Source organism: Citrobacter sp. Cb004, assembly GCF_030337065.1.
Lineage (GTDB): Bacteria > Pseudomonadota > Gammaproteobacteria > Enterobacterales > Enterobacteriaceae > Citrobacter > Citrobacter braakii.
The window spans coordinates 25,285-51,089 of sequence record NZ_JAOWCH010000061.1 but is presented as its reverse complement, the minus strand read 5'-3'; the positions used below and the strand labels follow the sequence as shown (position 1 = coordinate 51,089).

The following is a 25,805-nucleotide window of genomic DNA, read 5'->3' as shown; positions in this document are numbered from 1 at the left end:
CCAACCCGAACTATCTGAGGGCTTCAAAGAGTGCGGTCGCCGAAATACCGTATTTCTCTTTCAACTGGCGGCTATTGCCTGATTCCGTAAACGTGTCTTGTGTCCCCAGTCGGATTAATCTCGTGGTTAATCCTTCCTCCGCCAATACTTCAGCAACCTGTCCGCCAAGCCCACCGGTGATCGTGTGATTTTCAATCGTTGCGATCTGCGGGCAACTGGCAATCAGTTGCAGAAAGCGCTGGCGGTTAAACGGTTTTAGCATGGCGACGTGAATCAGCTTGCCACGTTTTCCCTGGGCGCACAGCTGCACATAACCTGCGCTTGCTTGCTCCAGAACGGTCCCTTCATAGAGAATGGCGAAGTCATTGCCTGAGTCCTCCACGGCGGCGATATCGGTCACTCGCGGAACGGCAGATTTATCGCGCACGGGCATCGGTTCTCGGGCTACGCGAATATAGACCGGACCGGGAATGTTTACTGCCTGTTCAAATGCGGCCTCAACTTCTTCAGCGTCGGCAGGCGTTAGAATTGTGAGCCCCGGCAGTACGCGCGTCAGGGCCAGATCTTCCAGCGCATGATGCGATGCGCCGTCAGGTCCATCATCCATTCCTGGGTGGCTACCAACTAATTTAATGTTAGCTTTGGCGTAGCACGCCTGGCGCAGTTGAGTCCAGGCGGTGCCTGTCACAAACATCGCAAAGTTAACGTAGAACGGAATATTTCCTTCCAACGCCTGGCCAGTGGCAAAGCTCATTGCCGATCCTTCCGCAATACCCATTTCAAAGAAAGCGTCTGGATAGACGGCCTGGAACTGGTCAGTGCGGGTGGAGCTGGCTAAATCACTATCAATGGCGACAATGGGATAGCCCTTTTTTTTCAGGGCAATGAGTGCGTTACCAATTTCATCACGTGGGGCTTTCATCACTGCAACTCCTCCATAGCCTGCTGATATTGTTCGGTGGTTGGGGTTTTTGAATGCCAGTCACCGTTATTTTCCATATAGCTAACGCCACTGCCTTTGGTGGTATGCGCAATAATGGCGACAGGTTTTCCTTTCAGATGGCGTGAAAGCATCAGCGTGTTGGCAACCTGATGCATATCGTTACCGTTATGGAGTTCGAGTACGTGCCAGCCGAAAAGACGCACTTTGTCGGCCAGAGGTTCCAGATTCACCACCTGATTAACGGGGTCGTGGGAGGAAAAACCGTTGTAGTCGATAATCGCCACCAGGTTATCCATCTTCATATGGCCTGCTTGTTGTAGCGTTTCCCAGATTTGTCCTTCGTGCATTTCGCCATCGCCAATGATGGCGAAAACGCGCTGTGATTCCCCCCGCTGTTTTTTGGCCGCCGCCATACCAAAGGCAATGGATAATCCCTGGCCCAGCAGGCCGGTTGTTGCATCGACTTCGGGCAGAGATTTGATGCTAGGGTGCCCCTGTAAACGTGAGTTAATTTGTCGAAAAGTATTAAATTCGCTGCGCTCAATTTTGCCTTTTTGATGCAGCATGGCGTACTGAGCAGCAACCGCATGACCTTTGCTCATGACCACGCGAGCGCGAGGGGCGCAGGAGAAGTCCACCTCTTGATCGTAAATCCAGGTCAGAATGTCGATGATGGACAATGCACCGCCAGGATGGCCAATGCCTGATTCATAAATCATGGTGACAATATCCCGGCGAGCAGCCAGCGCATGGGATTTCAATTCGTCAATATTCATGTTCATTCCTTATCAGGGCAACATTTTGCCGATGTAATAAACCACTAAGCCGAGGGCGACAAAATCTGTCTCCGGGAAGCTAGTACCGGACAATCCCACCGATTCCATGATGGGATAGATGAGTGCCGGGCCAATACCAATTAATATGCCAGTGACAAAGCTACCGGCGATGGCCCCTTTCCAGCCTCCTGACGCGTTACCGAAGACGGCGGCGGTAGCACCAATGAAGAAGTAGGGGATGGCGACGGGGATAATGACCGTTTGCCCAATTAATGCGAGTACCCCCATAACCACCAATCCACCCACAAAGGAAGAGATGAAACCTAAAACGGTGGCGGTTGGGGCGTACGGAAAGACGACTGGGCAATCCAGTGCGGGTTTGGCGTTCGGGATAAATTTTTCAGAGATGCCCAGAAATGCCGGGACTATTTCTGACAACAGCAAGCGAACGCCGGTGATGATGATATAAAGCGATGCGGTAAACGTGAGTGACTGGAATAGCGGATAAACCAGCCAATGCATTCCACCGGCGGCGGCTGTTACCGCTTCTTTGCCTGCGGCAAGCGCCGCGATGTAATAGAAAATACTGACAGAGATGGACACGGAGACGATGTAGTCTTTAAAAATCCCCAACCATCCGGGAAGATTTAGCTTTTCTGTTGACTGCTTAGGATCGCCCACTTTCGAACCGATCCATCCCGATAGCGCGTAGGCCAGAGTAACGTAATGACCCATCGCGATTTCATCATTACCGGTAATCTTACGCATCCACGGCTGAGCGATAGCTGGATAGACACAGGCCGCAAGCCCCAGCAGTATGGAGCCGACGATGATTGTTGTTACATCGCTGTAGCCAAGCGCCTTAAGCGTAACGGTTAAGAGGGCAGACAGATACAGATTATGTTGACCCGTCAGGAAGATGTATTTGAACGGCGTTACGCGGGCAAAAAACAAGTTCCAGCCGAAACCAACGACCATGATGAGTGAAACGCACATGGCAAACTTGGTTTGTGCCAGCCCAGTTAACGCTTCGGCTAACGGCATCACACCTTTCAGACCGAATCCATCGCTGAATAAGGTCTGAAAATTACCTAAGGATGTCACCGCAATCCCTGCTCCGCCGGCAAATACCAGAAATCCGACGATGGTTTTAAAGGTACCTGAAAGCACTTTTTCGATGGGTTTACGCTGGATAAGCAAACCAATTAGCGCAATAAAGCCAACTAAAAGTGGGGTTACACCCAAAATGTCGAATACAATGAACTTTAGGAGATCCATATTTCCCCCGGAGAGGTTAGTTGTTTTGAACAACGCTGGTGAGCGCAGATTCCATTTCTTCGCTGTTCATCAGATCGGTGATACCGATTGCTCTGAACCCGGCGGCTTCTACCTCATCGGTCAGGTCGCTCATGGTGATCACGAAGTCGATGTTTTGCCAGGTTCGTAGCCCTGACAGGACATCGTGTTCAAGATCGATATCCCAGCCATGTTTATCGATGACTTTTTGGGCTTTGATTTTCAGCATTAGCGAACTGCCCATACCGGTACGACAGACGATCAGACCTTTCATTAGACGTTCTCCTGTTTGTAAAAATAATTATTTTTAATTATCATTGGTGCGATAAAAATTATTATCGCAAAGCCGGGCAAAGTATGTGACAGCATTTGCATTTTGTGCAAAAAGGCGAAAAATGAGTCAGATAGATACTAATTTATTGATTAACATAAGAAATGGGGCTTCAGAGCTGAGTCCGATCCTGGAAAAGGTAGGGCGTTTTATCACTGAAAATCCTGATTTTGTGATGCGGCATACGATAACCGAGCTGGCCGATTCTATTGATACCAGTGAGGGGAGCATCACTCGTTTTTGCCGTGCCTTTGGTTTTAAGGGGTTTTCTGATTTCAGAACGGCTCTTGCACTGGAGCAAGGAGCTGCACGGCCGAATGATGGAGGAAGTGAGGAGACGGCGGCGGTACTGGCAAGCGTTTGTGACAGCAATGCCATCATTGACAGCAAAGAGTTGCAGGCGGTTGCGACCTGGTTAAATCAGCTCAGTAATATTGCAATTTATGCGGTAGGTACTGCGGTGCCGGTGGCGTTATTCCTGCAAATCAATCTGGTGCAGATGGGGAAAATAGCCAGTTATATCGACCGGTTTTATCCGGCGGCTATCTCTCCGTTGGCGGACAGCCAAAAAACAGGGATTATCGTTATTCATACAGAACAAGTCTCTACCGATATGATGCAGTCGCTGACGCTAGCGAAGGAACAAGGCATAAAAATTCTCTCGTTAACTCGCGGATCGTTTGCTCCATTAAATCGGCTTTCTGACTGGAATTTGCAGGCGGCGGTTGCGTTACAGGGGGAAGGTGAGTCTGGTTTTGCTGAAATTGCTGGTGCGATGATGGTGGCGGATCGCATACTCAGTGCTCTGGAAGAGCAGGATGAGCGTTACGTGCAGTGTCGTAAAGCACACCAGAAACGTATTTTCTCTATTGAAAGCGTGACCAATAAACTTTCAGAATATTTTATGTCGTAGGCATAGAACGTTGGCGTCGCGCTACTCAAGCAGAGCGCTGCGACGCCGTGGTCGTCATACTTAGTACATTACTTTATGACCATACTGCTCAAGAATGCCTTTCACGCGCTCCATGGTCTCTTTCTTCGGTGGCTTAACACCGTCAAGTTTGTACTCTTCACCCATTGCCACCCATTTGTGTTTGCCCAGCTCATGGTATGGCAGCAGTTCGATTTTCTCTACGTTGCCCATATCGCGGGTAAACTCGCCCAGGCGGTGCGCGGAGTCGTCATCGTCAGACCAGCCAGGCACAACGACGTAGCGGATCCACACCTTGATGTCTTTATTGGACAGGTAACGTGCGAACTCAAGCGTACGATGGTTAGATACGCCCACCAGATTCTGATGGATTTCATCGTTCATCTGTTTGAGATCGAGCATCACCAGGTCGGTGACTTCCAGCAATTCATCGATCACCGGATCGTAGCGGCGAACAAAACCGTTGGTATCCAGACAGGTATGAATACCTTCTTTTTTACAGGCACGAAACCAGTCGCGTACAAATTCAGCTTGCAGGATAGCTTCGCCACCGGACGCTGTCACACCGCCACCGGAGGCGTTCATAAAGTGGCGGTAAGTCACGACCTCTTTCATTAACTCGTCGACGGTGACTTCTTTGCCGCCGTGCGTATCCCATGTGTCACGGTTATGACAATACAGGCAGCGCATCAGGCAGCCCTGGAAGAAGGTAATAAAACGGATGCCCGGGCCATCAACAGTGCCACAGGATTCAAAGGAGTGAATGCGACCAATAACTGACATTGCGGTGTTTCTCCAGGTGTGGCCCATCCGGGGCCAGTGTTAGTGCACAGTTATTAACTGTGTCGAGTCTGTTTTGGCTGCTATCCATAAGTATAGATAGCTGACAAAGCAGGCTATTAAAAAGGCCCCACTTACGTGGAGCCTTTATTGTACGCTTTTTAAAGTACGATTTCAGTCAAAACCAATTACATGGTCTGAGTGAAGGTACGAGTAATAACGTCCTGCTGCTGTTCTTTAGTCAGGGAGTTAAAACGTACTGCGTAGCCAGAAACACGGATGGTCAGCTGCGGATATTTTTCCGGATGTTCCATCGCATCCAGCAGCATTTCACGGTTCATGACGTTCACGTTCAGGTGCTGACCACCTTCGATGGACGCTTCGTGGTGGAAGTAACCATCCATCAGACCAGCCAGGTTGGTCTTACGAACTTCGTCGTCTTTACCCAGTGCGTTCGGAACGATAGAGAAGGTGTAAGAGATACCATCTTTAGCGTAAGCAAACGGCAGTTTAGCAACGGAAGTCAGAGAGGCAACAGCACCTTTCTGGTCACGACCGTGCATTGGGTTAGCACCCGGTCCGAACGGCGCGCCAGCACGACGACCATCTGGGGTGTTACCGGTTTTCTTACCATAAACCACGTTAGAGGTGATGGTCAGAACAGACTGAGTCGGGATAGCGTTACGATAAGTAGTCAGTTTCTGAATTTTCTTCATGAAACGTTCTACCAGGTCAACCGCCATGTCATCAACGCGAGAGTCGTTGTTACCAAACTGCGGGTATTCGCCTTCGATTTCGAAGTCGACAGCCAGACCGTCTTCGTCACGAATCGGTTTAACTTTCGCATATTTGATTGCAGACAGGGAGTCAGCAGCAACGGACAGACCAGCGATACCACACGCCATGGTGCGGATAACGTCACGGTCGTGCAGCGCCATCAGAGAGGCTTCGTAGCTGTACTTGTCGTGCATGTAGTGGATAACGTTCAGTGCAGTGACGTACTGTTTAGCCAGCCAGTCCATGAAGTGATCCATGCGCTCCATAACTTCGTCGAAGTTCAGAACGTCGCCTTTGATCGGTTCAGATTTAGGACCAACCTGCATTTTCAGTTTTTCATCAACGCCGCCGTTGATTGCGTACAGCATGGTTTTCGCCAGGTTTGCACGCGCACCGAAGAACTGCATTTGTTTACCAACAACCATCGGGCTTACGCAGCAAGCGATAGCGTAGTCGTCGTTGTTGAAGTCCGGACGCATCAGGTCATCGTTCTCGTACTGCAGAGAAGAGGTATCGATGGACACTTTAGCGGCGAATTTCTTGAAGTTCAGAGGCAGTTTTTCAGACCACAGAACGGTGATGTTCGGCTCCGGAGAAGGACCCATGGTGTACAGGGTATTCAGGAAGCGGAAGCTGTTTTTGGTAACCAGAGTACGGCCATCAACGCCCATACCACCGATAGATTCAGTTGCCCAAATCGGGTCACCAGAGAACAGTTCATCATATTCAGGGGTACGCAGGAAACGAACCATACGCAGTTTCATGACCAGGTGGTCAATCATTTCCTGAGCGTCTTGCTCGGTGATTTTGCCTGCTTTGATATCACGTTCGATGTAGGCATCCAGGAAGGTGGATACGCGACCGAAGGACATTGCTGCGCCGTTCTGAGATTTAACCGCGGCCAGGTAGCCGAAGTAAGTCCACTGGATAGCTTCCTGAGCGTTGGTTGCCGGACCAGAGATATCGCAGCCATATTTAGCAGCCATTTCTTTGATCTGACCCAGTGCGCGGTGCTGTTCAGCAATTTCTTCACGCAGACGGATAGTGGCTTCCAGGTTTACGCCGTTTTCCAGATCGGACTGCAGAGAGACGAACTGAGCGTATTTGTCTTTCATCAGGTAGTCGATACCGTACAGCGCAACGCGACGGTAGTCACCGATGATACGGCCACGGCCATAGGCATCTGGCAGACCAGTCAGAACACCGGATTTACGGCAGTTCAGAATGTCTTTGGTGTAAACATCGAATACGCCCTGGTTGTGGGTTTTGCGGTATTCGGTGAAGATTTTTTTCAGCATCGGGTCCAGTTCGCGATTGTACGCTTTGCAGGAACCTTCAACCATTTTGATGCCGCCAAACGGAATGATCGCACGTTTCAGCGGAGCTTCAGTCTGCAGACCAACAATTTTCTCGAGCGCTTTGTTGATGTAGCCAGCGTCGTGAGAAGTGATGGTAGAAGCAACGGAGGTGTCAAAGTCAACAGGCGCGTGAGTGCGGTTTTCCTGTTTAACGCCTTCCATCACGCTGTCCCACAGTGCAGTGGTCGCATCAGTTGCGCCAGCCAGGAAGGACTCGTCACCCTCATACGGAGTGTAGTTTTTCTGAATGAAGTCACGGACGTTTACTTCATTCTGCCAATCACCTTTGGTAAAACCTTCCCAGGCTGTGGCTAACTTTTCATTAAGCTCGGACATGTAACACCTACCTTCTTAAGTGGATTTTTTATTTACTGCGTGTAATGGGCATCATCAGATTAATGATGATCGTTACCACGCAGATAAATGACCCAGTATGTCAACCCGACCAACAAACCGCCGCCGATAATGTTGCCGATCGTAACCGGAATCAGGTTATCGGTGATGAAATTCATCACGGTCAGGTGAGAAAAATTCTCCGGAGAAGACCCAACAGCGGTCCAGAATTCCGGGGTGGCGAAATCGCGAATTACAATACCCATAGGGATCATAAACATGTTTGCGATACTGTGCTCAAAACCGCTGGCAACAAACATTGCGACCGGTAATACCATGATAAACGCTTTGTCCATCAGGCTGCGACCCGAATAGCTCATCCATACTGCCAGACACACCATCAGGTTCGCCAGGATGCCAAGACTTACCGCCTCAACAAAAGTATGGTGCACTTTGTGGTCGGCTGTTTGCAGGACGTTGAGACCCCACGCGCCGTTAGCGGTCATATACTCGCCAGAAAGCCACATGAGTAACACGAAGATCAGGGCGCCAATCAGGTTGCCGACATAAACGTTAAGCCAGTTTTTAGCCAATTGGCCCCAGGTGATGCGACCACTGGCTTTCGCTACGACAATCAGTACGGTTGAGGTGAAGAGGTCTGCACCGCAGACAACGCAGAGAATCAGCCCCAGGGAAAAGCAGATACCACCTACTAGCTTCGCCATGCCGAAAGGCATTGTGCCGGTACCGGTTGTGGCGGTGATATAGAAAACAAAGGCAATTGAAATGAATACACCGGCAGTAATTGCCAGATAGAACGTCTTAAGCGGATGTTTCGTTGCTTTATAGACGCCTGCTTCTTCGGCAACTTTGGCCATTGCAGCAGGAAGAATAAGATCAAAAGGGTTGTCAGCTTTCACACTAACTCTCTCTTTATTAAGTCGGCGACGAGATACTAACAAAGCATTATAGATGAGAATTTGATATAGATCATATCTCGCCTGGCTTATAGGCCCGTAAGGCGCATGGTTTTTATGCGATTACGGTGTAACTTGTTGATTATCAAAATAAAAATAAATTTTAAAAATTATAAAGTGAGTTGAATTTTTTCTTTCTGTCTCCTCTAGGGCGGTTAATTAAAATGGAGTAATTGAGATAAAAAACCACATTAATAAGCTAATTTTCTTAATATCAACTACTAATATTTAACCTTGTTTTTACATTTATTTTTTGATTTGACCAAAATAAAAAACAGGGCGCATTAAGCGCCCCGTAATATAGCCCAGACAATACCTTTAGCCTACTCAGCGCAGGCTGATTGTCACTATTTTGACCAATGTGCTGCTTTCGCGCGCTGCAGTTTTTCGTAGGCTTTCAGCAGAGACTGATGCGCCGGGAAAGCCTGCAGATCGCTATCAACAGTTTGAAGCCCGTAGAACGGCGCTTCGCCACTTAATGCTGCACTTGCGGCTTCAACCGCCTCGGCACCGTACATGCGAACAAACGCGTTCAGATATTGTAGCGGCTGACGATCTTCTTCCTGAGATAGCAACAGCAGCGTTTGCAGACAGCGGTAGTAGTTGGCACGTTCAGCGCTAAAGACAGAGGCGTTGAATTCCATCGTCCATTCTGTCCAGACCAGCGCCTGCTCCAGGTCGCCGCCGGCCAGCGCCAGCATCACTTTAAGCTCGCCAATGCGCAGGGTGTACCAACCGTTATCCGCACCGGTTGCCAGACCGAGCAGCTCGCGTACGCGGGTGAAGTCGTCAAAGCCTTCTTCATCCAGTTGTTCGATCAGATTGAGATAGTCTTCTTTATCCCATTCACTGCCCGGAAGCGAGAGAATAGTGTCACGCAGATGGGCGCCCATGGCGTTGTTGGCTAACCACAGATCTTCAGCCGGATAGATGTCAGACATTCCCGGAACAATAATGCGGCACGCGTAAACGCTCAGGTGCTCGTAGTCGGCGATATACACTTCTTTATCTTCAGCATTGAAGATGGCCATCAGGGTGGCGAACTCTTCTTCGGTGGTACCGGAGAAATTCCAGTCAACGAACGGATAGTCAGCATCCTGCTTGAACAGATCCCAGGAGATCAGGCCGCTGGAATCGATGAAGTGGGTTTCAAGGTTAGTGTGTTCAGCCACTTCTTCGTCGTCAAAGGTTGGTGGGGTGAAGACATCAAGATCTTTCAGACCACGGCCCTGCAGCAGTTCAGTGACGGTACGCTCCAGCGCAACGCCGAAATCCGGGTGCGCACCGAAGGAGGCAAAGCAGGTACCATTGGCCGGGTTGAACAGGACAACGCAAATCACCGGATACTTGCCGCCCAGCGAGCCATCGTAGGCGAAAATTGGGAAACCTTCCGCTTCCAGTTTGGCGATGGACTCCACCACTGCCGGGTAGCGCGCCATGACTTCGGCCGGGATTTCCGGCAGGCTGATGCTTTCCGCAATAATACGGTTCTTCACATGACGCTCAAAGACTTCAGACAGGCCCTGAACGCGCGCTTCGTTTCGGGTGTTACCCGCAGACATGCCGTTAGAAACGTACAGGTTGCCAATAATGTTCATCGGAATATAGACGGTCTGGTTATCCGACTGACGGGTAAACGGCAGGCCGCAGACCCCACGTTCTTCATTACCGGATTGCAGATCGATAAGCATGCTGCCAGTCAGTTCGTTGTCTGGATCGTAAAACGCACGCAGACGAGCATCCAGTAGACCTTCTGGTACGTCGTCTTCTTCAGTCAACGGGAACCATTTTTCGTTCGGATAATGCACGAATGGGCCGTTGGCGATGGTTTCACCCAGCCAGAAATCCGCAAAGAAATAGTTAGTCGACAGACGCTCAAAATATTCGCCCAGCGCGGAAGCCAGCGCCGCTTTTTTCGTCGCGCCTTTACCGTTGGTGAAGCACAGCGCGCATTCTTTGTCGCGAATATGTACAGACCAGACGTTAGGGACGGGATTCAACCACGAGGCTTCTTCAATTTGAAAACCAAGGTCGAGCAATTTTTGCTGGAAGCGAGCGATGGAGTCTTCCAGAGCGGCATCTTTGCCGGGGATAAATGTTTGCGTCATGAAAATCACTTTTGTCGTACGGAAAGCGCGCAATGATACGGGTTTTAAATGAATGGCGCTATCGTCGCCGGAGTTCAGACGTAAATAAAAGTATTAGCTATGCTTTCCTACAGCCAACCACGTTTAGAGCATAATAATGAAAGCTTTCGATTTACACCGAATGGTACTGGATAAGGTGCCCATGGATTTTCTGGGAGAAGTTGCTTTGCGCAGCCTCTATACCTTTATATTGGTTTTTCTGTTTTTAAAAATCACCGGACGTCGCGGCGTACGCCAGATGTCGCTTTTTGAAGTGCTGATCATCCTTACGCTGGGGTCCGCGGCGGGAGACGTGGCATTTTATGATGATGTCCCGATGCTGCCGGTGCTGGTGGTCTTTATTACGCTTGCCGTGCTGTATCGGCTGGTTATGTGGCTGATGGCGCATAGCGAGAAAATGGAGGATTTGCTGGAGGGCAAGCCCGTTGTGATCATTGAGGACGGCGAGCTGGCATGGTCGAAGCTCAATAGCGCCAATATGACGGAATTCGAATTCTTTATGGAATTGCGTTTGAACGGCGTGGAGCAATTGGGACAGGTGAGACTGGCCATCCTGGAGACTAATGGGCAAATCAGCGTCTATTTCTTTGCCGATGAAGACGTAAAGCCGGGGCTCAGTATTTTGCCTAAACGCTGTACACAGCGATTTAAAGTGATACCTGAAGCTGGGGACTATGCCTGTATACGGTGTAGTGAAGTGGTGCAAATGAACGCCGGAGATCATCAATTATGTCCACGCTGTGCAAATCCAGAATGGTCGAAGGCCAGTCGGGCAAAACGGGTCACCTGACAGCGAAAATCTCGGTTTTTACCCGTCAATCCGATAGATTCTGTTGTGTGACCAATGACACATTTTTACCCTGGCCAGTTTTACCCATTGCGGCGCGTGTCACTGAATGATAAAACCGATATCCACAGGAATAACTTATACCAATGTCTGTCACCGGATTATCGCCAATGACAGGATGTTGATTGGACAACAACACAACGTGGTGAGGGGAAATGGCTCAGGTCTTCAATTTTAGTTCAGGTCCGGCAATGTTACCGGCAGAAGTACTTAAACTGGCTCAACAGGATCTTCGCGACTGGAACGGTCTTGGCACGTCGGTGATGGAAATTAGCCACCGTGGCAAAGAATTCATCCAGGTCGCAGAGGAAGCGGAGCAGGATTTTCGCGATCTTCTCAGCATCCCCTCCAACTATAAAGTGTTGTTCTGCCATGGCGGTGGGCGCGGGCAGTTTGCGGGTATCCCGTTAAATATTCTGGGTGACAAAACCACGGCGGATTACGTTGATGCCGGTTATTGGGCCGCCAGCGCAATTAAAGAAGCGAAAAAATACTGTGCGCCAAACGTTATCGACGCCAAAGTCACCGTTGACGGACTGCGTGCTGTTAAGCCAATGAGCGAATGGCAGCTTTCAGACAACGCGGCGTATTTGCACTATTGCCCGAATGAAACCATTGATGGCATTGCGATCGATGAAACGCCGAATTTTGCCAGCAATGTGGTGGTTACGGCGGATCTGTCCTCTACCATTCTTTCCGCACCGCTTGACGTGAGCCGTTATGGCGTAATTTATGCCGGGGCGCAGAAAAACATCGGCCCGGCCGGGCTGACCATTGTCATCGTACGTGAAGATTTGCTGGGTAAGGCTCATGTGTCATGCCCGTCAATCCTCGACTATACCGTGCTGAATGACAACGACTCCATGTTCAACACGCCGCCAACCTTTGCCTGGTACCTGTCTGGCCTGGTCTTTAAATGGCTGAAAGAGCAGGGCGGTGTTAACGCGATGGATAAAATTAACCAGCAAAAAGCGGAACTGCTGTACGGCGTAATCGATAACAGCGATTTCTACCGTAACGACGTGGCAAAATCGAACCGTTCACGCATGAACGTACCGTTCCAGCTTGCTGACAGCGCCCTGGATAAACTCTTCCTGGAAGAGTCTTTCGCTGCGGGTCTGCACGCGTTGAAAGGGCACCGTGTGGTCGGTGGTATGCGCGCGTCCATCTACAATGCAATGCCGCTAGAAGGTGTAAAAGCGCTGACCGATTTCATGGTCGATTTCGAGCGCCGCCGCGGTTAATCTGCTGTATTTTCATCCCCACAGCCAGTCTGTGGGGTTTTTATGTCTGTTTTTGAGAGTCGAGTTTCATGGAATCCCTGACGTTACAACCCATTGCGCGGGTGGATGGCACCATCAATCTGCCTGGATCCAAAAGTGTTTCTAACCGCGCTTTGCTGCTGGCTGCATTAGCAAATGGCACCACTGTCCTGACTAATCTGCTGGACAGCGATGATGTCCGCCATATGCTTAATGCTCTGAATGCGTTAGGAATTAGCTATACCCTTTCTGCCGACCGTACGCGTTGCGAGATTATCGGCAATGGCGGCGCGCTGCATGTCGAAGGCGCAGTGGAACTGTTCCTTGGCAATGCCGGAACCGCAATGCGCCCGCTGGCCGCTGCGCTGTGTCTGGGCAGCAATGACATCGTGTTGACGGGCGAGCCGCGCATGAAAGAGCGCCCGATTGGCCATCTGGTTGATGCGTTACGCCAGGGCGGAGCCAACATTGAATACCTGGAGCAGGAAAACTATCCGCCTTTACGTCTGCGCGGTGGCTTTACCGGAGGACAGGTTGAGGTAGACGGCAGCGTATCCAGCCAGTTCCTGACTGCGCTGCTGATGACTGCGCCACTGGCGCCGCAGGATACGACGATCGCCATTAAAGGCGAGCTGGTATCTAAACCTTACATTGATATCACACTGAACCTGATGAAAACGTTTGGTGTTGAAATTGAGAATCAGAACTACCAGCGCTTTGTTGTGCAGGGTCAGCAGCAGTATCAGTCACCGGGTGCATATCTGGTTGAAGGCGATGCTTCTTCCGCATCCTATTTTCTCGCAGCGGGAGCCATTAAAGGCGGTACGGTAAAAGTCACCGGGATTGGCCGCAACAGTATGCAGGGTGATATCCGCTTCGCTGATGTGCTGGAAAAAATGGGCGCGACCATTACCTGGGGCGATGACTTTATTGCCTGTACTCACGGTGAGTTGAACGCGGTAGACATGGATATGAACCATATTCCCGATGCGGCGATGACCATCGCCACGGCAGCGCTGTTCGCTAAAGGCACCACGACTTTACGTAACATCTACAACTGGCGTGTCAAAGAGACCGACCGCCTGTTCGCGATGGCGACCGAGTTGCGTAAAGTGGGCGCGATCGTTGAAGAGGGCGAAGACTATATTCGCGTTACACCACCGGCGACGTTACAGTTTGCGGAGATCGCGACCTACAACGATCACCGCATGGCGATGTGTTTCTCGCTGGTGGCGTTGTCTGACACGCCGGTGACCATTCTGGACCCTAAATGTACCGCCAAAACCTTCCCAGATTATTTCGAACAGTTGGCGCGTATTAGTACACCTGCCTGATCCTCACATCTGACGATCGCGCTCCGCATATTCGTGAGCGCATCGCTGCAGATAAAAAGTAAATCAGTGTCATCTTCCGGGCTGGTTTCTCGCCAGCCCGCTATAATTGCGCAATTCTTCCTCACATCGTTACAGACTAATCGGGTTTTTACACTCTGTGTTAACGATTATTAGCGTTGGCGCGTATAATGCGCGGCGTTCACGTTAACGTATGCCCGTTTAAGGAGAAAAAGATGACGGCAATTGCCCCGGTTATTACCATTGATGGCCCAAGTGGTGCAGGAAAAGGCACCTTGTGCAAGGCAATGGCGGAAGCATTGCAATGGCATCTGTTAGATTCAGGCGCGATCTACCGCGTACTGGCGCTCGCAGCGTTGCATCACCATGTTGATGTCACATCTGAAGATGCTCTGGTACCGCTTGCCTCACACCTGGATGTGCGTTTTATCTCAACGGACGGCAACCTGGAAGTCATTCTGGAAGGTGAAGATGTCAGCGGCGAAATCCGCACCCAGGAAGTAGCGAATGCCGCATCTCAGGTCGCTGCGTTTCCTCGCGTACGCGAAGCGCTGTTACGTCGTCAACGCGCGTTTCGTGAAGCGCCCGGCCTGATTGCCGACGGACGAGACATGGGGACCGTGGTGTTCCCGGATGCACCAGTGAAAATTTTCCTGGACGCCTCCTCGCAAGAACGTGCGCATAGACGTATGCTACAGTTGCAGGAAAAGGGCTTTAGTGTTAACTTTGAACGCCTTTTGGCCGAGATCGAAGAACGCGATTACCGCGATCGTAACCGTGCTGTAGCGCCGCTGGTTCCCGCTGCTGATGCTTTAGTTTTGGATTCAACCCGATTAAGCATTGAGCAAGTGATTGAAAAAGCGTTACAATACGCGCGCCAAAAACTGGCACTCGCTTAAGTGCGACCGAATTTGCAGTACCCCCGTTGCAATGGATTGACAGCGGGTATGTTAAACAACCCCATCCGGCATGGAGCCAGGTGGACGTTAAATATGAAACCTGAAGATTAAACATGACTGAATCTTTTGCTCAACTGTTTGAAGAATCCTTAAAAGAAATCGAAACCCGTCCGGGTTCCATCGTTCGTGGTGTTGTTGTTGCTATCGACAAAGACGTAGTACTGGTTGACGCTGGTCTTAAATCTGAGTCCGCCATTCCGGCAGAGCAGTTCAAAAACGCCCAGGGCGAGTTGGAAATCCAGGTTGGTGACGAAGTTGACGTTGCTCTGGATGCAGTAGAAGACGGCTTCGGTGAAACCCTGCTGTCCCGTGAAAAAGCTAAACGTCACGAAGCTTGGATCACGCTGGAAAAAGCTTACGAAGAAGCTGCAACCGTTACTGGTGTTATCAATGGCAAAGTCAAGGGTGGCTTCACTGTTGAGCTGAATGGTATTCGCGCGTTCCTGCCGGGTTCCCTGGTAGACGTTCGTCCGGTCCGCGACACGCTGCACCTGGAAGGCAAAGAGCTTGAATTCAAAGTAATCAAGCTGGATCAGAAGCGTAACAACGTTGTTGTTTCCCGTCGTGCCGTTATCGAATCCGAAAACAGCGCAGAACGCGATCAGCTGCTGGAAAACCTGCAGGAAGGCATGGAAGTTAAAGGTATCGTTAAGAACCTCACTGACTACGGTGCATTCGTTGATCTGGGTGGCGTTGACGGCCTGCTGCACATCACCGACATGGCATGGAAACGCGTTAAGCATCCGAGCGAAATCGTAAACGTTGGCGACGAAATCACTGTTAAAGTGCTGAAGTTCGACCGCGAGCGTACTCGTGTATCTCTGGGCCTGAAACAGCTGGGCGAAGATCCATGGGTAGCTATCGCTAAGCGTTATCCGGAAGGTACCAAACTGACTGGTCGCGTGACCAACCTGACCGACTACGGCTGCTTCGTTGAAATCGAAGAAGGCGTTGAAGGCCTGGTTCACGTTTCCGAAATGGATTGGACCAACAAAAACATCCACCCGTCCAAAGTTGTTAACGTTGGCGATGTAGTGGAAGTTATGGTTCTGGATATCGACGAAGAACGTCGTCGTATCTCCCTGGGTCTGAAGCAGTGCAAAAACAACCCATGGCAGCAGTTCGCGGAAACCCACAACAAGGGCGACCGTGTTGAAGGTAAAATCAAGTCTATCACTGACTTCGGTATCTTCATCGGCCTGGACGGCGGCATCGACGGCCTGGTTCACCTGTCTGACATCTCCTGGAACGTTGCAGGCGAAGAAGCAGTTCGTGAATACAAAAAAGGCGACGAAATCGCAGCTGTTGTTCTGCAGGTTGACGCAGAGCGTGAGCGTATCTCTCTGGGCGTTAAACAGCTCGCAGAAGATCCGTTCAACAACTGGGTTGCACTGAACAAGAAAGGCGCAATCGTAAACGGTAAAGTCACTGCTGTTGATGCTAAAGGCGCAACCGTAGAACTGGCTGACGGCGTTGAAGGTTACCTGCGCGCTTCTGAAGCTTCCCGCGACCGCGTTGAAGATGCAACTCTGGTTCTGAGCGTAGGCGACGACGTTGAAGCTAAATTCACCGGCGTTGATCGTAAGAACCGCGCAATCAGCCTGTCTGTTCGTGCTAAAGACGAAGCTGATGAGAAAGATGCAATCGCAACTGTTAACAAACAGGAAGATGCTAACTTCTCTAACAACGCAATGGCTGAAGCTTTCAAAGCAGCTAAAGGCGAGTAATATCGAGTGCTCCTAAATCCTTTGTGCTGTTAACAGCACAAAGGGTGACGAGTAGCTTGACAGATTACAGGATTCGTCCTGTAATCAATGACAAAGGGCGGCTAAGGCCGCCCTTAATCAATGCAGCAGCTAATTATGCCTTTAAGGAACCGGAGGAATCATGACCAAGTCAGAATTGATTGAAAGACTTGCAACCCAGCAACCTCATATTCCCGCGAAAGCGGTTGAAGATGCAGTTAAAGAGATGCTGGAACATATGGCCTCGACTCTTGCGCAGGGCGAGCGTATTGAAATCCGCGGTTTCGGCAGTTTCTCTTTGCATTACCGCGCACCGCGCACCGGACGTAATCCGAAGACCGGCGATAAAGTGGACCTGGAAGGAAAATACGTTCCGCACTTTAAACCAGGTAAAGAACTGCGCGATCGCGCCAATATTTACGGTTAAGTTTTTAGCGAGACTTAACGCCGAGAAAAGCACCCGCATGGGTGCTTTTTTCATTTCTGCCAACCCATCCTGGAATCTCCATCCCAGTTAATTTGCACGTTACAAGCGCCGCTAAATGTTAGCGGAATGCATACCGTATAACGCTAAATTGGCACCAGACAACCGTCGAACATTACTGCACACTTCCTGCTACAGGGAGGTGACTGATGAAAATAACAACGGTTAGTACGAGTGCCTTATTCGGCATTCTCCCGCTTATGCTATTACCTGCGTTACCTGACATGCTGTGCATCGGCGTTATATTTGGTCTGGCAATTCTGCTCTGTCTTATTTCTCACAGCCCTGTACGTTTCGCCGGATTAACCCTGCTATTTTTTCTTTGGGGAGTTCTGGCTGCGAAAGATGCGCTGTGGGCCGGTAATACGCTGCCTGCAAAAAGCCAGCAGGCCATCGTGCGGATAACCGGAACCGATAATATGACAACGCACTACGGCCAGATCACGCATCTGCAGGGGAAGCGGGTATTTCCTGCTATCGGAATTACTCTGTATGGGCAGTACCTACCCGGCAACGTTTGTGCGGGCCAGACATGGGCGATGACGTTGAAGGTTCGTGCTATACACGGTCAATTGAACGAGGGCGGGTTTGATAGCCAGCGTTACGCATTGGCGCAGCACCAGCTGCTGACGGGAAGATTTTTGCAGGCTTCGGTTATCACACAACAATGCAGTTTGCGTTCGCGGTATCTCTCCTCGTTGAAAAGCGCGCTCGCTGACTATCCCTGGCAGCAGGTTATACTGGGCCTGGGAATGGGGGAGCGCTTGTCCGTGTCACAAGCGGTGAAAACCATTATGCGTGATACCGGCACGGCCCATTTGATGGCTATCTCCGGGCTGCATATTGCATTTGCCGCACTTCTGGCTGCAGGATTAATTCGCGCGGGGCAATTTTTTATGCCAACCCGATGGATTTGCTGGCAGGTTCCGTTAGTTGGCGGGATCGTCTGCGCAACATTCTATGCCTGGTTAACGGGGCTACAGCCCCCGGCATTACGTACGGTTGTTGCGCTTCTGGTCTGGGGAGGGCTAAAACTCAGCGACAGGCAGTGGAGTGGATGGTCGGTGTGGCTCTGCTGTCTGGCAGCCATTCTGGTGGTGGATCCTGTCGCCGTTCTTTCACAAAGTCTGTGGTTGTCTGCTTTTGCCGTTGCAGCGCTGCTGTTCTGGTATCAATGGGTTCCGATGCCGGATTGGCCGCTGTCTCGCGTTGGACGCCAATTTCTGGCGCTTGCTCATTTGCAATTGGGAATTACGCTCCTGCTTCTGCCTGTGCAAATCGCGATGTTTCACGGTTTTAGCCTGACCTCATTTTTGGCGAATTTGTTTGCTGTACCGCTGGTTACGTTTATTTCCGTACCATTGATATTAGCAGGCATGATCGTCCATTTAACCGGGCTGGCGATGGTTGAGTCGAACCTATGGTATTTAGCGGATCGCTCCCTCGCGCTATTATTTTGGGGGCTCAGGAGCCTGCCTGAAGGGTGGATCAATATTGATGCACGTTGGCAATGGCTTGCATTTGTACCCGGACTCCTGCTCATCGCATATCGGCTGAACGCGTGGCGAACTATACCGGTAGTTTGCGTCACTGTGCTCCTTTTACTGAGCGCCCCGTTCTGGCGAACGCCACGTACTGATGTCTGGCAAGTGCATATGCTGGACGTCGGGCAGGGGCTGGCGATGGTAATTGCGCGCAATGGGAAAGCGATTCTTTACGATACCGGTCTGGCATGGCCTGAAGGCGATAGCGCGCAACAGCTGATTATTCCATGGCTACGCTGGCACAACCTGGAGCCAGAAGGCGTTATTTTAAGCCATGAGCATATGGATCACCGGGGCGGGTTGCGTTCACTGCAGCAAGCCTGGCCGTCGCTATGGATAAGAAGCCCATTAGGATGGGAAGGGCATCTCCCGTGTTTACGCGGGGAGCGCTGGCAATGGCAAGGGTTAACCTTTAGTGCGCATTGGCCCGTGCGTGGAAATAAAGATCTGGGGAATAACCACTCCTGCGTGGTTAAGGTCGATGACGGGCATCAGAGTATTCTGCTGACCGGAGATATTGAGTCTCCCGCTGAACAAAAAATGCTAAGTCACTACTGGCAGCATCTGCAGTCTACGGTGATACAGGTTCCACATCATGGTAGCAATACCTCATCATCGCAGGCGCTGATTCAGCGGGTCGGCGGGCAGGCCGCGCTAGCCTCCGCATCCCGTTACAATGCCTGGTGTCTCCCGTCCAGGAAAGTGAAGCAACGTTATCGGCAACAAAATTATCAATGGCTGGATACACCACACCAGGGGCAGATTACGCTGGATTTTTATCAAAAAAACTGGCGAATAAACAGCTTGCGGGATCAGATTTTACCTCGTTGGTATCATCAGTGGTTTGGCGTGTCGGAGGATAACGGGTAGAATATGCGGCTATTCTAACAAATGCTGGTTTTTTGAATGCATAACGATAAAGATCTCTCTACGTGGCAGACGTTTCGCCGACTATGGCCAACCATAGCGCCTTTTAAATCGGGTCTGATCGTGGCGGGTATAGCGTTAATCCTGAACGCGGCCAGCGATACCTTCATGCTATCGCTCCTTAAGCCATTACTGGATGATGGTTTTGGTAAAACGGATCGCTCGGTGCTGCTGTGGATGCCGCTGGTGGTCATTGGACTAATGGTTCTTCGCGGATTCACCAGCTATGTCTCCAGCTACTGCATCTCATGGGTATCAGGCAAAGTGGTCATGACCATGCGTCGCCGCCTGTTTGGTCATATGATGGGCATGCCGGTCTCCTTTTTTGATAAACAGTCTACAGGTACGCTGTTGTCACGTATTACCTATGATTCAGAGCAGGTCGCATCATCGTCCTCCGGCGCGCTGATCACCGTGGTACGTGAAGGGGCTTCAATTATTGGCCTGTTTATCATGATGTTCTATTACAGCTGGCAGCTGTCATTGATCCTGATTGTACTGGCGCCAATTGTTTCAGTGGCGATTCGTATAGTTTCCAAGCGTTTTCGTAGCATCAGTAAAAATATGCAAAACACCATGGGTCAGGTTACGACCAGTGCGGAGCAGATGCTGAAAGGCCACAAAGAAGTTCTGATTTTTGGTGGTCAGGAAGTCGAAACTAAGCGCTTTGATAAAGTCAGCAATAAGATGCGTTTGCAGGGCATGAAGATGGTTTCCGCCTCTTCTATCTCCGATCCTATCATCCAGCTGATTGCGTCTCTGGCTCTGGCCTTCGTGTTGTATGCAGCCAGCTTCCCAAGCGTAATGGAAAACCTGACTGCAGGGACAATTACGGTTGTCTTCTCGTCAATGATCGCGCTGATGCGTCCGTTGAAATCGCTGACCAACGTCAACGCGCAGTTCCAGCGCGGTATGGCGGCCTGCCAGACCTTATTTACGATTCTGGATAGCGAGCAGGAAAAAGATGAAGGTACACGCGAAATCGAACGCGCTACCGGCAATCTCGAATTCCGCAACGTGACATTCACCTATCCGGGACGTGAAGTACCTGCGCTGCGCAACATCAACCTGAGTATCCCAGCGGGGAAAACCGTTGCCCTGGTTGGCCGTTCGGGTTCCGGGAAATCCACTATCGCCAGCTTGATCACGCGCTTCTATGATATTGATGAAGGGCAGATTCTGATGGACGGACACGATCTACGTGAATATACCCTGGCATCCCTGCGCGATCAGGTCGCGTTGGTTTCGCAGAATGTGCACCTGTTTAACGATACGGTTGCCAACAACATCGCCTACGCGCGTACCGATTTGTACAGCCGTGAGCAGATCGAAAAAGCGGCGAAAATGGCTTACGCCATGGATTTCATCAATAAGATGGACAATGGCCTGGATACGGTGATTGGCGAAAACGGCGTCCTGCTATCTGGTGGTCAGCGCCAGCGTATCGCTATTGCCCGCGCCTTGTTGCGTGACAGTCCGATTCTGATCCTTGATGAAGCAACGTCGGCACTCGATACCGAGTCTGAACGCGCAATTCAGGCTGCTCTGGATGAGCTTCAGAAAAACCGTACCTCCCTGGTGATTGCTCACCGCCTTTCTACCATTGAACAGGCGGATGAAATCATCGTGGTGGAAGACGGTATTATTGTTGAGCGCGGAACCCATAGCGAGCTGATTGAGCAGCGTGGGGTGTATGCACAATTACACAAAATGCAATTCGGTCAATGATCGCTCGAATCTGGTCTGGTGAGTCGCCGCTGTGGCGACTGTTACTCCCGCTCTCCTGGCTGTATGGCCTGGTGAGCGGGGGGATCCGCTTATGTTACAAGCTTGGGATTAAACGCGCGTGGCGTGCACCAGTCCCGGTTGTGGTGGTCGGAAACCTGACCGCGGGTGGCAATGGCAAAACACCGGTGGTGATTTGGCTGGTTGAACAACTGCGTCAACGTGGGATTCGCGTGGGCGTGGTGTCGCGTGGTTATGGCGGGAAAGCGGCTGCTTACCCGCTGTTACTGACCGCAGATACCACTACGGCAGAAGCGGGTGATGAACCTGTGCTGATCGCCCAACGTACCGGCGTGCCCGTAGCGGTATCCCCGGTAAGATCGGATGCGGTCAAAGCCATTTTGGCCCAACACGATGTGCAGATTATCGTGACGGACGATGGGCTACAGCACTACCGTCTGGCGCGAGATGTTGAAATCGTGGTTATTGACGGAGAACGTCGGTTTGGCAATGGCTGGTGGCTTCCCGCGGGTCCCATGCGGGAACGCGCAGGCCGGCTTAAATCGGTGGATGCGACTATCGTTAACGGTGGCGTTGCGCAGCCAGGGGAAATCCCTATGCGACTTGAACCGGGGCTGGCCGTTAATTTACGTACGGGTGAACGCCGCGATGTGTCGCAGCTGTCCAATATTGTCGCCATGGCGGGCATTGGCCATCCACCGCGTTTTTTTGCCACGCTGGAAGCATGCGGTGCCAGCGTGCAAAAAAGTATTGCGCTGGCAGACCATCAGTCTCTGACCTACAGTGACGTCAGTGCGTTTGCAGACGCCGGGCAAACGCTGGTGATGACGGAAAAAGATGCGGTTAAGTGCCGTGCATTTGCCGATGAAAACTGGTGGTATTTACCTGTTAATGCTCATTTGTCAGGCGATCGGCCTGATATGTTGCTGGATAGCTTAATCTCGCTGACTCGCTAACTGATTCACGCTGCGGCAGCGAATCATTTATGAGGCCATAAATGTCGTTGCCGCGTCTTTCTTTGACGGATGCCCGTCATCTTCACCTTGCCGCTCAAGGGCTGCTGAAAAAAACACGCCGTCGGGCAACCCCAGCAGATATTCTTGCTGCCATTTCGCGCATGTCGTTATTGCAAATCGATACCATCAATATTGTGGCGCGCAGCCCTTACCTGGTGCTGTTTAGTCGTTTGGGTGATTATTCGCCCCAGTGGCTGGATGACGCATTGCAGCGGGGCGAACTGATGGAATACTGGGCGCACGAGGCCTGCTTTTTGCCGCGTAGCGACTTTATGCTGATACGTCACCGCATGCTGGCCCCGGAGAAAATGGGCTGGAAATATAAAGCGGAGTGGATGAAAGAACATGCTCATGAGATTGAGCAACTGCTCCAGCACATCCAGCATAACGGACCAGTCCGCTCTGCTGATTTTGAGCATCTGCACAAGGGGGCCAGCGGCTGGTGGGCATGGAAACCGCATAAGCGTCATCTTGAAGGCCTGTTCACCGCCGGGAAAGTGATGGTGGTGGAACGACGTAATTTCCAGCGAGTGTATGATTTAACCCATCGCGTCATGCCGCACTGGGATGATGAACGCGACCGGCTTTCACAGGAAGAAGCTGAAAACCTCATGCTGGATAACAGCGCCCGCAGTCTGGGGATTTTTCGCGAACAATGGCTGGCAGACTACTATCGCCTGAAGCGTCCGGCGCTAAAAAACTGGTGCAACGTACGTGCACAGCAGCAACAGATTATTCCTGTTGATGTCGAAGGGTTAGGAACCCTGTGGCTGCATAGCCACCTTCAGCCGCTGCTGGAGCAGGCATTGACGGGTAAATTAACGGCAACGCATAGCGCAGTATTATCACCCTTTGATCCGGTGGTCTGGGATCGTAAACGGGCAGAGCAGCTATTCGATTTTAGCTATCGGCTGGAATGTTACATGCCAGCACCGAAACGTCAGTATGGTTATTTTGTCCTGCCGCTGCTGCATCGCGGGCAGTTAGTTGGGCGGATGGATGCCAAAATGCACCGCAAAACGGGCGTACTGGAAGTGATTTCGCTGTGGTTACAGGATGGCGTCAAACCTGGGGGTACTCTGCAAAAAGGATTGTTTCAGGCGATTGATGATTTTGCCCGCTGGCAGCAGGCAACACGTGTGACGCTGGGACGCTATCCTGAAGGTTTATTTGCTGATGCACGCCATGGTTGGGAAATAGACCCAGCACGGTAAGCGATTATGTTAATATTTACGGATTCACAATCCGGTCCATCTGGAGGAACTATGGATCATCGTCTGCTTGAAATCATTGCCTGCCCGGTATGCAATGGCAAACTCTGGTTTAACCAGGAAAAACAGGAACTGATTTGTAAACTGGATAGCCTTGCTTTCCCACTGCGTGATGGCATTCCCGTGTTACTGGAAACCGAAGCTCGCGTTCTGACTACTGATGAGAGTAAATCATGAGTTTTGTGGTCATTATTCCTGCGCGTTATGCGTCCACACGTTTGCCGGGCAAGCCGCTGCTGGATATCAATGGCAAGCCGATGATCGTGCATGTGCTGGAGCGTGCGCGTGAATCTGGCGCTGAACGTATTATCGTTGCGACCGATCACCAAGATGTCGCTCGCGCGGTAGAAGCGGTGGGGGGTGAAGTATGCATGACCCGCGCCGATCACCAGTCCGGTACGGAGCGTCTGGCGGAAGTCGTCGAGAAATGTGGCTTTAGCGATGATACCGTTATTGTGAACGTACAGGGTGATGAGCCGATGATCCCGGCGGTCATTATTCGCCAGGTCGCTGAGAATCTGGCACAGCGCCAGGTCGGTATGGCGACCCTTGCTGCCCCGATTCACAGTGCGGAAGAGGCATTTAATCCGAATGCGGTGAAAGTCGTTCTGGACGCCGAAGGTTATGCGCTCTATTTTTCACGCGCGACCATTCCGTGGGATCGCGACCGTTTCGCTAAAAGCCTGGAAACGGTGGGTGACACCTTCTTGCGACATCTGGGTATTTACGGCTATCGCGCCGGTTTTATCCGCCGTTATGTTAACTGGCAGCCCAGCCCGCTTGAGCATATTGAAATGCTGGAGCAACTACGTGTGCTGTGGTACGGCGAAAAAATTCATGTTGCCGTCGCCAAAGAAGTACCCGGTACCGGCGTAGACACTGCCGAAGATCTTGAGCGCGTTCGCGCCGAAATGCGTTAGTTTTTCTCACGACACTCCCCCTGATGACGCGAATTTTTGGGAGGAGTGTCATATCGTTACGCTTTCCCGCCACTTTTCTTTTCATCAATTGATCTCATCCGGGTGACATCTGTCTGCACGACGCTCATTATGAAAGCAGTAGCATTTATGAGGGCAATCCGAAATGGAACAGTTGCGTGCCGAACTCAGTCATCTGTTGGGTGAAAAACTCAGTCGTATAGAATGCGTGAATGAAAAAGTGGATACGGCCCTGTGGTCACTGTACGACAGCCAGGGAAATCCGATGCCACTGATGGCGAGAAGTTTCACCACGCCGGGTATGGCGCAGCAGTTGGCATGGAAAACCTCCATGCTGGCGCGCAGTGGTACGGTGCGTATGCCCGTCATTTATGGGGTCTTAACCCACGAGGAACATCCCGGTCCTGATGTGCTACTGCTTGAGCGTTTACGTGGGGTGCCGGTGGAAGCGCCTGCCCGAACGCCCGAACGCTGGGAACATTTAAAAGATCAGATCGTAGAAGGTCTGCTGTCATGGCATCGGCAGGATAGTGCTGGCTGCGTGGGAATGGTGGATAACACGCAAGAGAATATCTGGCCATCCTGGTATCGTCAGCGGGTTGAGGTGCTGTGGACCACGTTAAATCAGTTCAACAATACCGGGCTAACGATGCAGGACAAGCGGATCCTGTTTCGCACCCGTGAGTGCTTACCTACCTTATTTGCAGGATTCAATGATAACTGCGTGCTGATCCACGGTAATTTCAGTTTACGTAGCATGCTCAAAGACGCCCGTAGCGATCAGCTTCTGGCTATGGTGGGACCGGGGTTGATGCTGTGGGCGCCAAGGGAATATGAACTGTTCCGCTTGATGGATAATGCGCTGGCGGAAAGCCTGCTTTGGCAATACCTGCAGCGCGCGCCAGTGGCGGAGTCATTCATCTGGCGGCGCTGGTTGTATGTGTTATGGGATGAAGTGACGCAATTGGTCAACACCGGACGCTTTAATCGTTCCAACTTTGACCTGGCAACGAAATCATTGCTGCCGTGGCTCGCATGATAAACATGTGAACATCTTATCAGGCA

General features: G+C 51.2%; 22 protein-coding genes. 14 read left to right on the top strand and 8 right to left on the bottom strand.

What is annotated here, in order from left to right:
* Positions 1 to 10: 10 nt before the first annotated feature.
* From OGV65_RS13900 to OGV65_RS13885, 4 genes are read right to left on the bottom strand one after another with little or no spacing between them, the layout of a single operon-like run.
* Positions 11 to 922, bottom strand: coding sequence for a transketolase family protein (locus OGV65_RS13900; protein ID WP_047501183.1), 912 nt, complete (start codon positions 920 to 922; stop codon positions 11 to 13).
* A complete protein-coding gene (locus OGV65_RS13895; RefSeq protein WP_286455076.1) occupies positions 922 to 1,719 on the bottom strand; it encodes a transketolase in 798 nt (265 codons plus the stop codon). The genes OGV65_RS13900 and OGV65_RS13895 overlap by 1 nt, the downstream gene beginning before the upstream one ends.
* A gap of 12 nt (positions 1,720 to 1,731) precedes the next feature.
* The gene (gene ulaA, locus OGV65_RS13890) at positions 1,732 to 2,997 is read right to left on the bottom strand and encodes a PTS ascorbate transporter subunit IIC (protein WP_104651581.1); all 1,266 of its coding nucleotides are present in this window, start codon (positions 2,995 to 2,997) and stop codon (positions 1,732 to 1,734) included.
* 16 nt (positions 2,998 to 3,013) lie between these two features.
* Positions 3,014 to 3,289, bottom strand: coding sequence for a PTS sugar transporter subunit IIB (locus OGV65_RS13885; RefSeq protein WP_016152439.1), 276 nt, complete (start codon positions 3,287 to 3,289; stop codon positions 3,014 to 3,016).
* A 121-nt stretch (positions 3,290 to 3,410) separates the two neighbouring features.
* On the opposite strand from OGV65_RS13885, the gene OGV65_RS13880 reads away from it, so the two are divergent.
* Positions 3,411 to 4,259 (top strand): MurR/RpiR family transcriptional regulator, encoded by an 849-nt coding sequence (locus OGV65_RS13880; protein ID WP_016156113.1) that lies wholly within the window; start codon positions 3,411 to 3,413, stop codon positions 4,257 to 4,259.
* A 60-nt stretch (positions 4,260 to 4,319) separates the two neighbouring features.
* Here the strand turns inward: OGV65_RS13880 and pflA are convergent, their stop codons facing one another.
* From pflA to ycaO, 4 genes are all read right to left on the bottom strand, one after another.
* On the bottom strand, positions 4,320 to 5,060 hold the full coding sequence (gene pflA / locus OGV65_RS13875) for a pyruvate formate lyase 1-activating protein (protein ID WP_003035751.1): 741 nt from the start codon (positions 5,058 to 5,060) through the stop codon (positions 4,320 to 4,322).
* A gap of 185 nt (positions 5,061 to 5,245) precedes the next feature.
* The gene (gene pflB / locus OGV65_RS13870; protein ID WP_016152441.1) at positions 5,246 to 7,528 is read right to left on the bottom strand and encodes a formate C-acetyltransferase; all 2,283 of its coding nucleotides are present in this window, start codon (positions 7,526 to 7,528) and stop codon (positions 5,246 to 5,248) included.
* 59 nt (positions 7,529 to 7,587) lie between these two features.
* On the bottom strand, positions 7,588 to 8,445 hold the full coding sequence (gene focA, locus OGV65_RS13865) for a formate transporter FocA (RefSeq protein ID WP_003831909.1): 858 nt from the start codon (positions 8,443 to 8,445) through the stop codon (positions 7,588 to 7,590).
* A gap of 404 nt (positions 8,446 to 8,849) precedes the next feature.
* A complete protein-coding gene (ycaO, locus tag OGV65_RS13860; protein WP_047414124.1) occupies positions 8,850 to 10,610 on the bottom strand; it encodes a 30S ribosomal protein S12 methylthiotransferase accessory factor YcaO in 1,761 nt (586 codons plus the stop codon).
* A 136-nt stretch (positions 10,611 to 10,746) separates the two neighbouring features.
* Here ycaO and OGV65_RS13855 point away from each other — a divergent pair, with 136 nt between their 5' ends.
* The 13 genes from OGV65_RS13855 (at position 10,747) to OGV65_RS13795 (ending at position 25,779) form a co-directional block, all read left to right on the top strand.
* Positions 10,747 to 11,439 carry a DUF421 domain-containing protein gene (locus OGV65_RS13855; RefSeq protein ID WP_016156114.1) on the top strand — a complete coding sequence of 231 codons (693 nt, stop codon included), beginning with the start codon at positions 10,747 to 10,749 and terminating at the stop codon, positions 11,437 to 11,439.
* Between the two features lie 212 nt (positions 11,440 to 11,651).
* Positions 11,652 to 12,740 (top strand): 3-phosphoserine/phosphohydroxythreonine transaminase, encoded by a 1,089-nt coding sequence (gene serC, locus OGV65_RS13850; protein WP_049043001.1) that lies wholly within the window; start codon positions 11,652 to 11,654, stop codon positions 12,738 to 12,740.
* Between the two features lie 68 nt (positions 12,741 to 12,808).
* Positions 12,809 to 14,092 (top strand): 3-phosphoshikimate 1-carboxyvinyltransferase, encoded by a 1,284-nt coding sequence (gene aroA / locus OGV65_RS13845; RefSeq protein ID WP_286455075.1) that lies wholly within the window; start codon positions 12,809 to 12,811, stop codon positions 14,090 to 14,092.
* Positions 14,093 to 14,325: 233 nt separating this feature from the next.
* Positions 14,326 to 15,009, top strand: a complete 684-nt coding sequence (gene cmk / locus OGV65_RS13840; RefSeq protein ID WP_005123561.1) for a (d)CMP kinase — start codon at positions 14,326 to 14,328, stop codon at positions 15,007 to 15,009.
* 113 nt (positions 15,010 to 15,122) lie between these two features.
* Positions 15,123 to 16,796: a 30S ribosomal protein S1 gene (gene rpsA, locus OGV65_RS13835; RefSeq protein ID WP_003035776.1), complete on the top strand. Its 1,674-nt coding sequence runs from the start codon at positions 15,123 to 15,125 to the stop codon at positions 16,794 to 16,796.
* A gap of 160 nt (positions 16,797 to 16,956) precedes the next feature.
* On the top strand, positions 16,957 to 17,241 hold the full coding sequence (gene ihfB / locus OGV65_RS13830; RefSeq protein ID WP_003035780.1) for an integration host factor subunit beta: 285 nt from the start codon (positions 16,957 to 16,959) through the stop codon (positions 17,239 to 17,241).
* A gap of 206 nt (positions 17,242 to 17,447) precedes the next feature.
* Positions 17,448 to 19,712 (top strand): ComEC family protein, encoded by a 2,265-nt coding sequence (locus OGV65_RS13825; RefSeq protein WP_286455074.1) that lies wholly within the window; start codon positions 17,448 to 17,450, stop codon positions 19,710 to 19,712.
* A gap of 36 nt (positions 19,713 to 19,748) precedes the next feature.
* Positions 19,749 to 21,497 (top strand): lipid A ABC transporter ATP-binding protein/permease MsbA, encoded by a 1,749-nt coding sequence (gene msbA, locus OGV65_RS13820; protein ID WP_047501171.1) that lies wholly within the window; start codon positions 19,749 to 19,751, stop codon positions 21,495 to 21,497.
* Positions 21,494 to 22,471, top strand: a complete 978-nt coding sequence (lpxK, locus tag OGV65_RS13815; protein WP_047501169.1) for a tetraacyldisaccharide 4'-kinase — start codon at positions 21,494 to 21,496, stop codon at positions 22,469 to 22,471. The genes msbA and lpxK overlap by 4 nt, the downstream gene beginning before the upstream one ends.
* Before the next feature lie 41 nt (positions 22,472 to 22,512).
* On the top strand, positions 22,513 to 23,745 hold the full coding sequence (locus OGV65_RS13810) for a winged helix-turn-helix domain-containing protein (RefSeq protein WP_279265097.1): 1,233 nt from the start codon (positions 22,513 to 22,515) through the stop codon (positions 23,743 to 23,745).
* A 51-nt stretch (positions 23,746 to 23,796) separates the two neighbouring features.
* On the top strand, positions 23,797 to 23,979 hold the full coding sequence (gene ycaR / locus OGV65_RS13805) for a protein YcaR (RefSeq protein ID WP_286455073.1): 183 nt from the start codon (positions 23,797 to 23,799) through the stop codon (positions 23,977 to 23,979).
* Positions 23,976 to 24,722 carry a 3-deoxy-manno-octulosonate cytidylyltransferase gene (kdsB, locus tag OGV65_RS13800; RefSeq protein WP_155574099.1) on the top strand — a complete coding sequence of 249 codons (747 nt, stop codon included), beginning with the start codon at positions 23,976 to 23,978 and terminating at the stop codon, positions 24,720 to 24,722. Before ycaR ends, kdsB begins: the two co-directional genes overlap by 4 nt.
* A 163-nt stretch (positions 24,723 to 24,885) precedes the next feature.
* Positions 24,886 to 25,779: a YcbJ family phosphotransferase gene (locus OGV65_RS13795; protein WP_016152453.1), complete on the top strand. Its 894-nt coding sequence runs from the start codon at positions 24,886 to 24,888 to the stop codon at positions 25,777 to 25,779.
* Positions 25,780 to 25,805 lie beyond the last annotated feature (26 nt).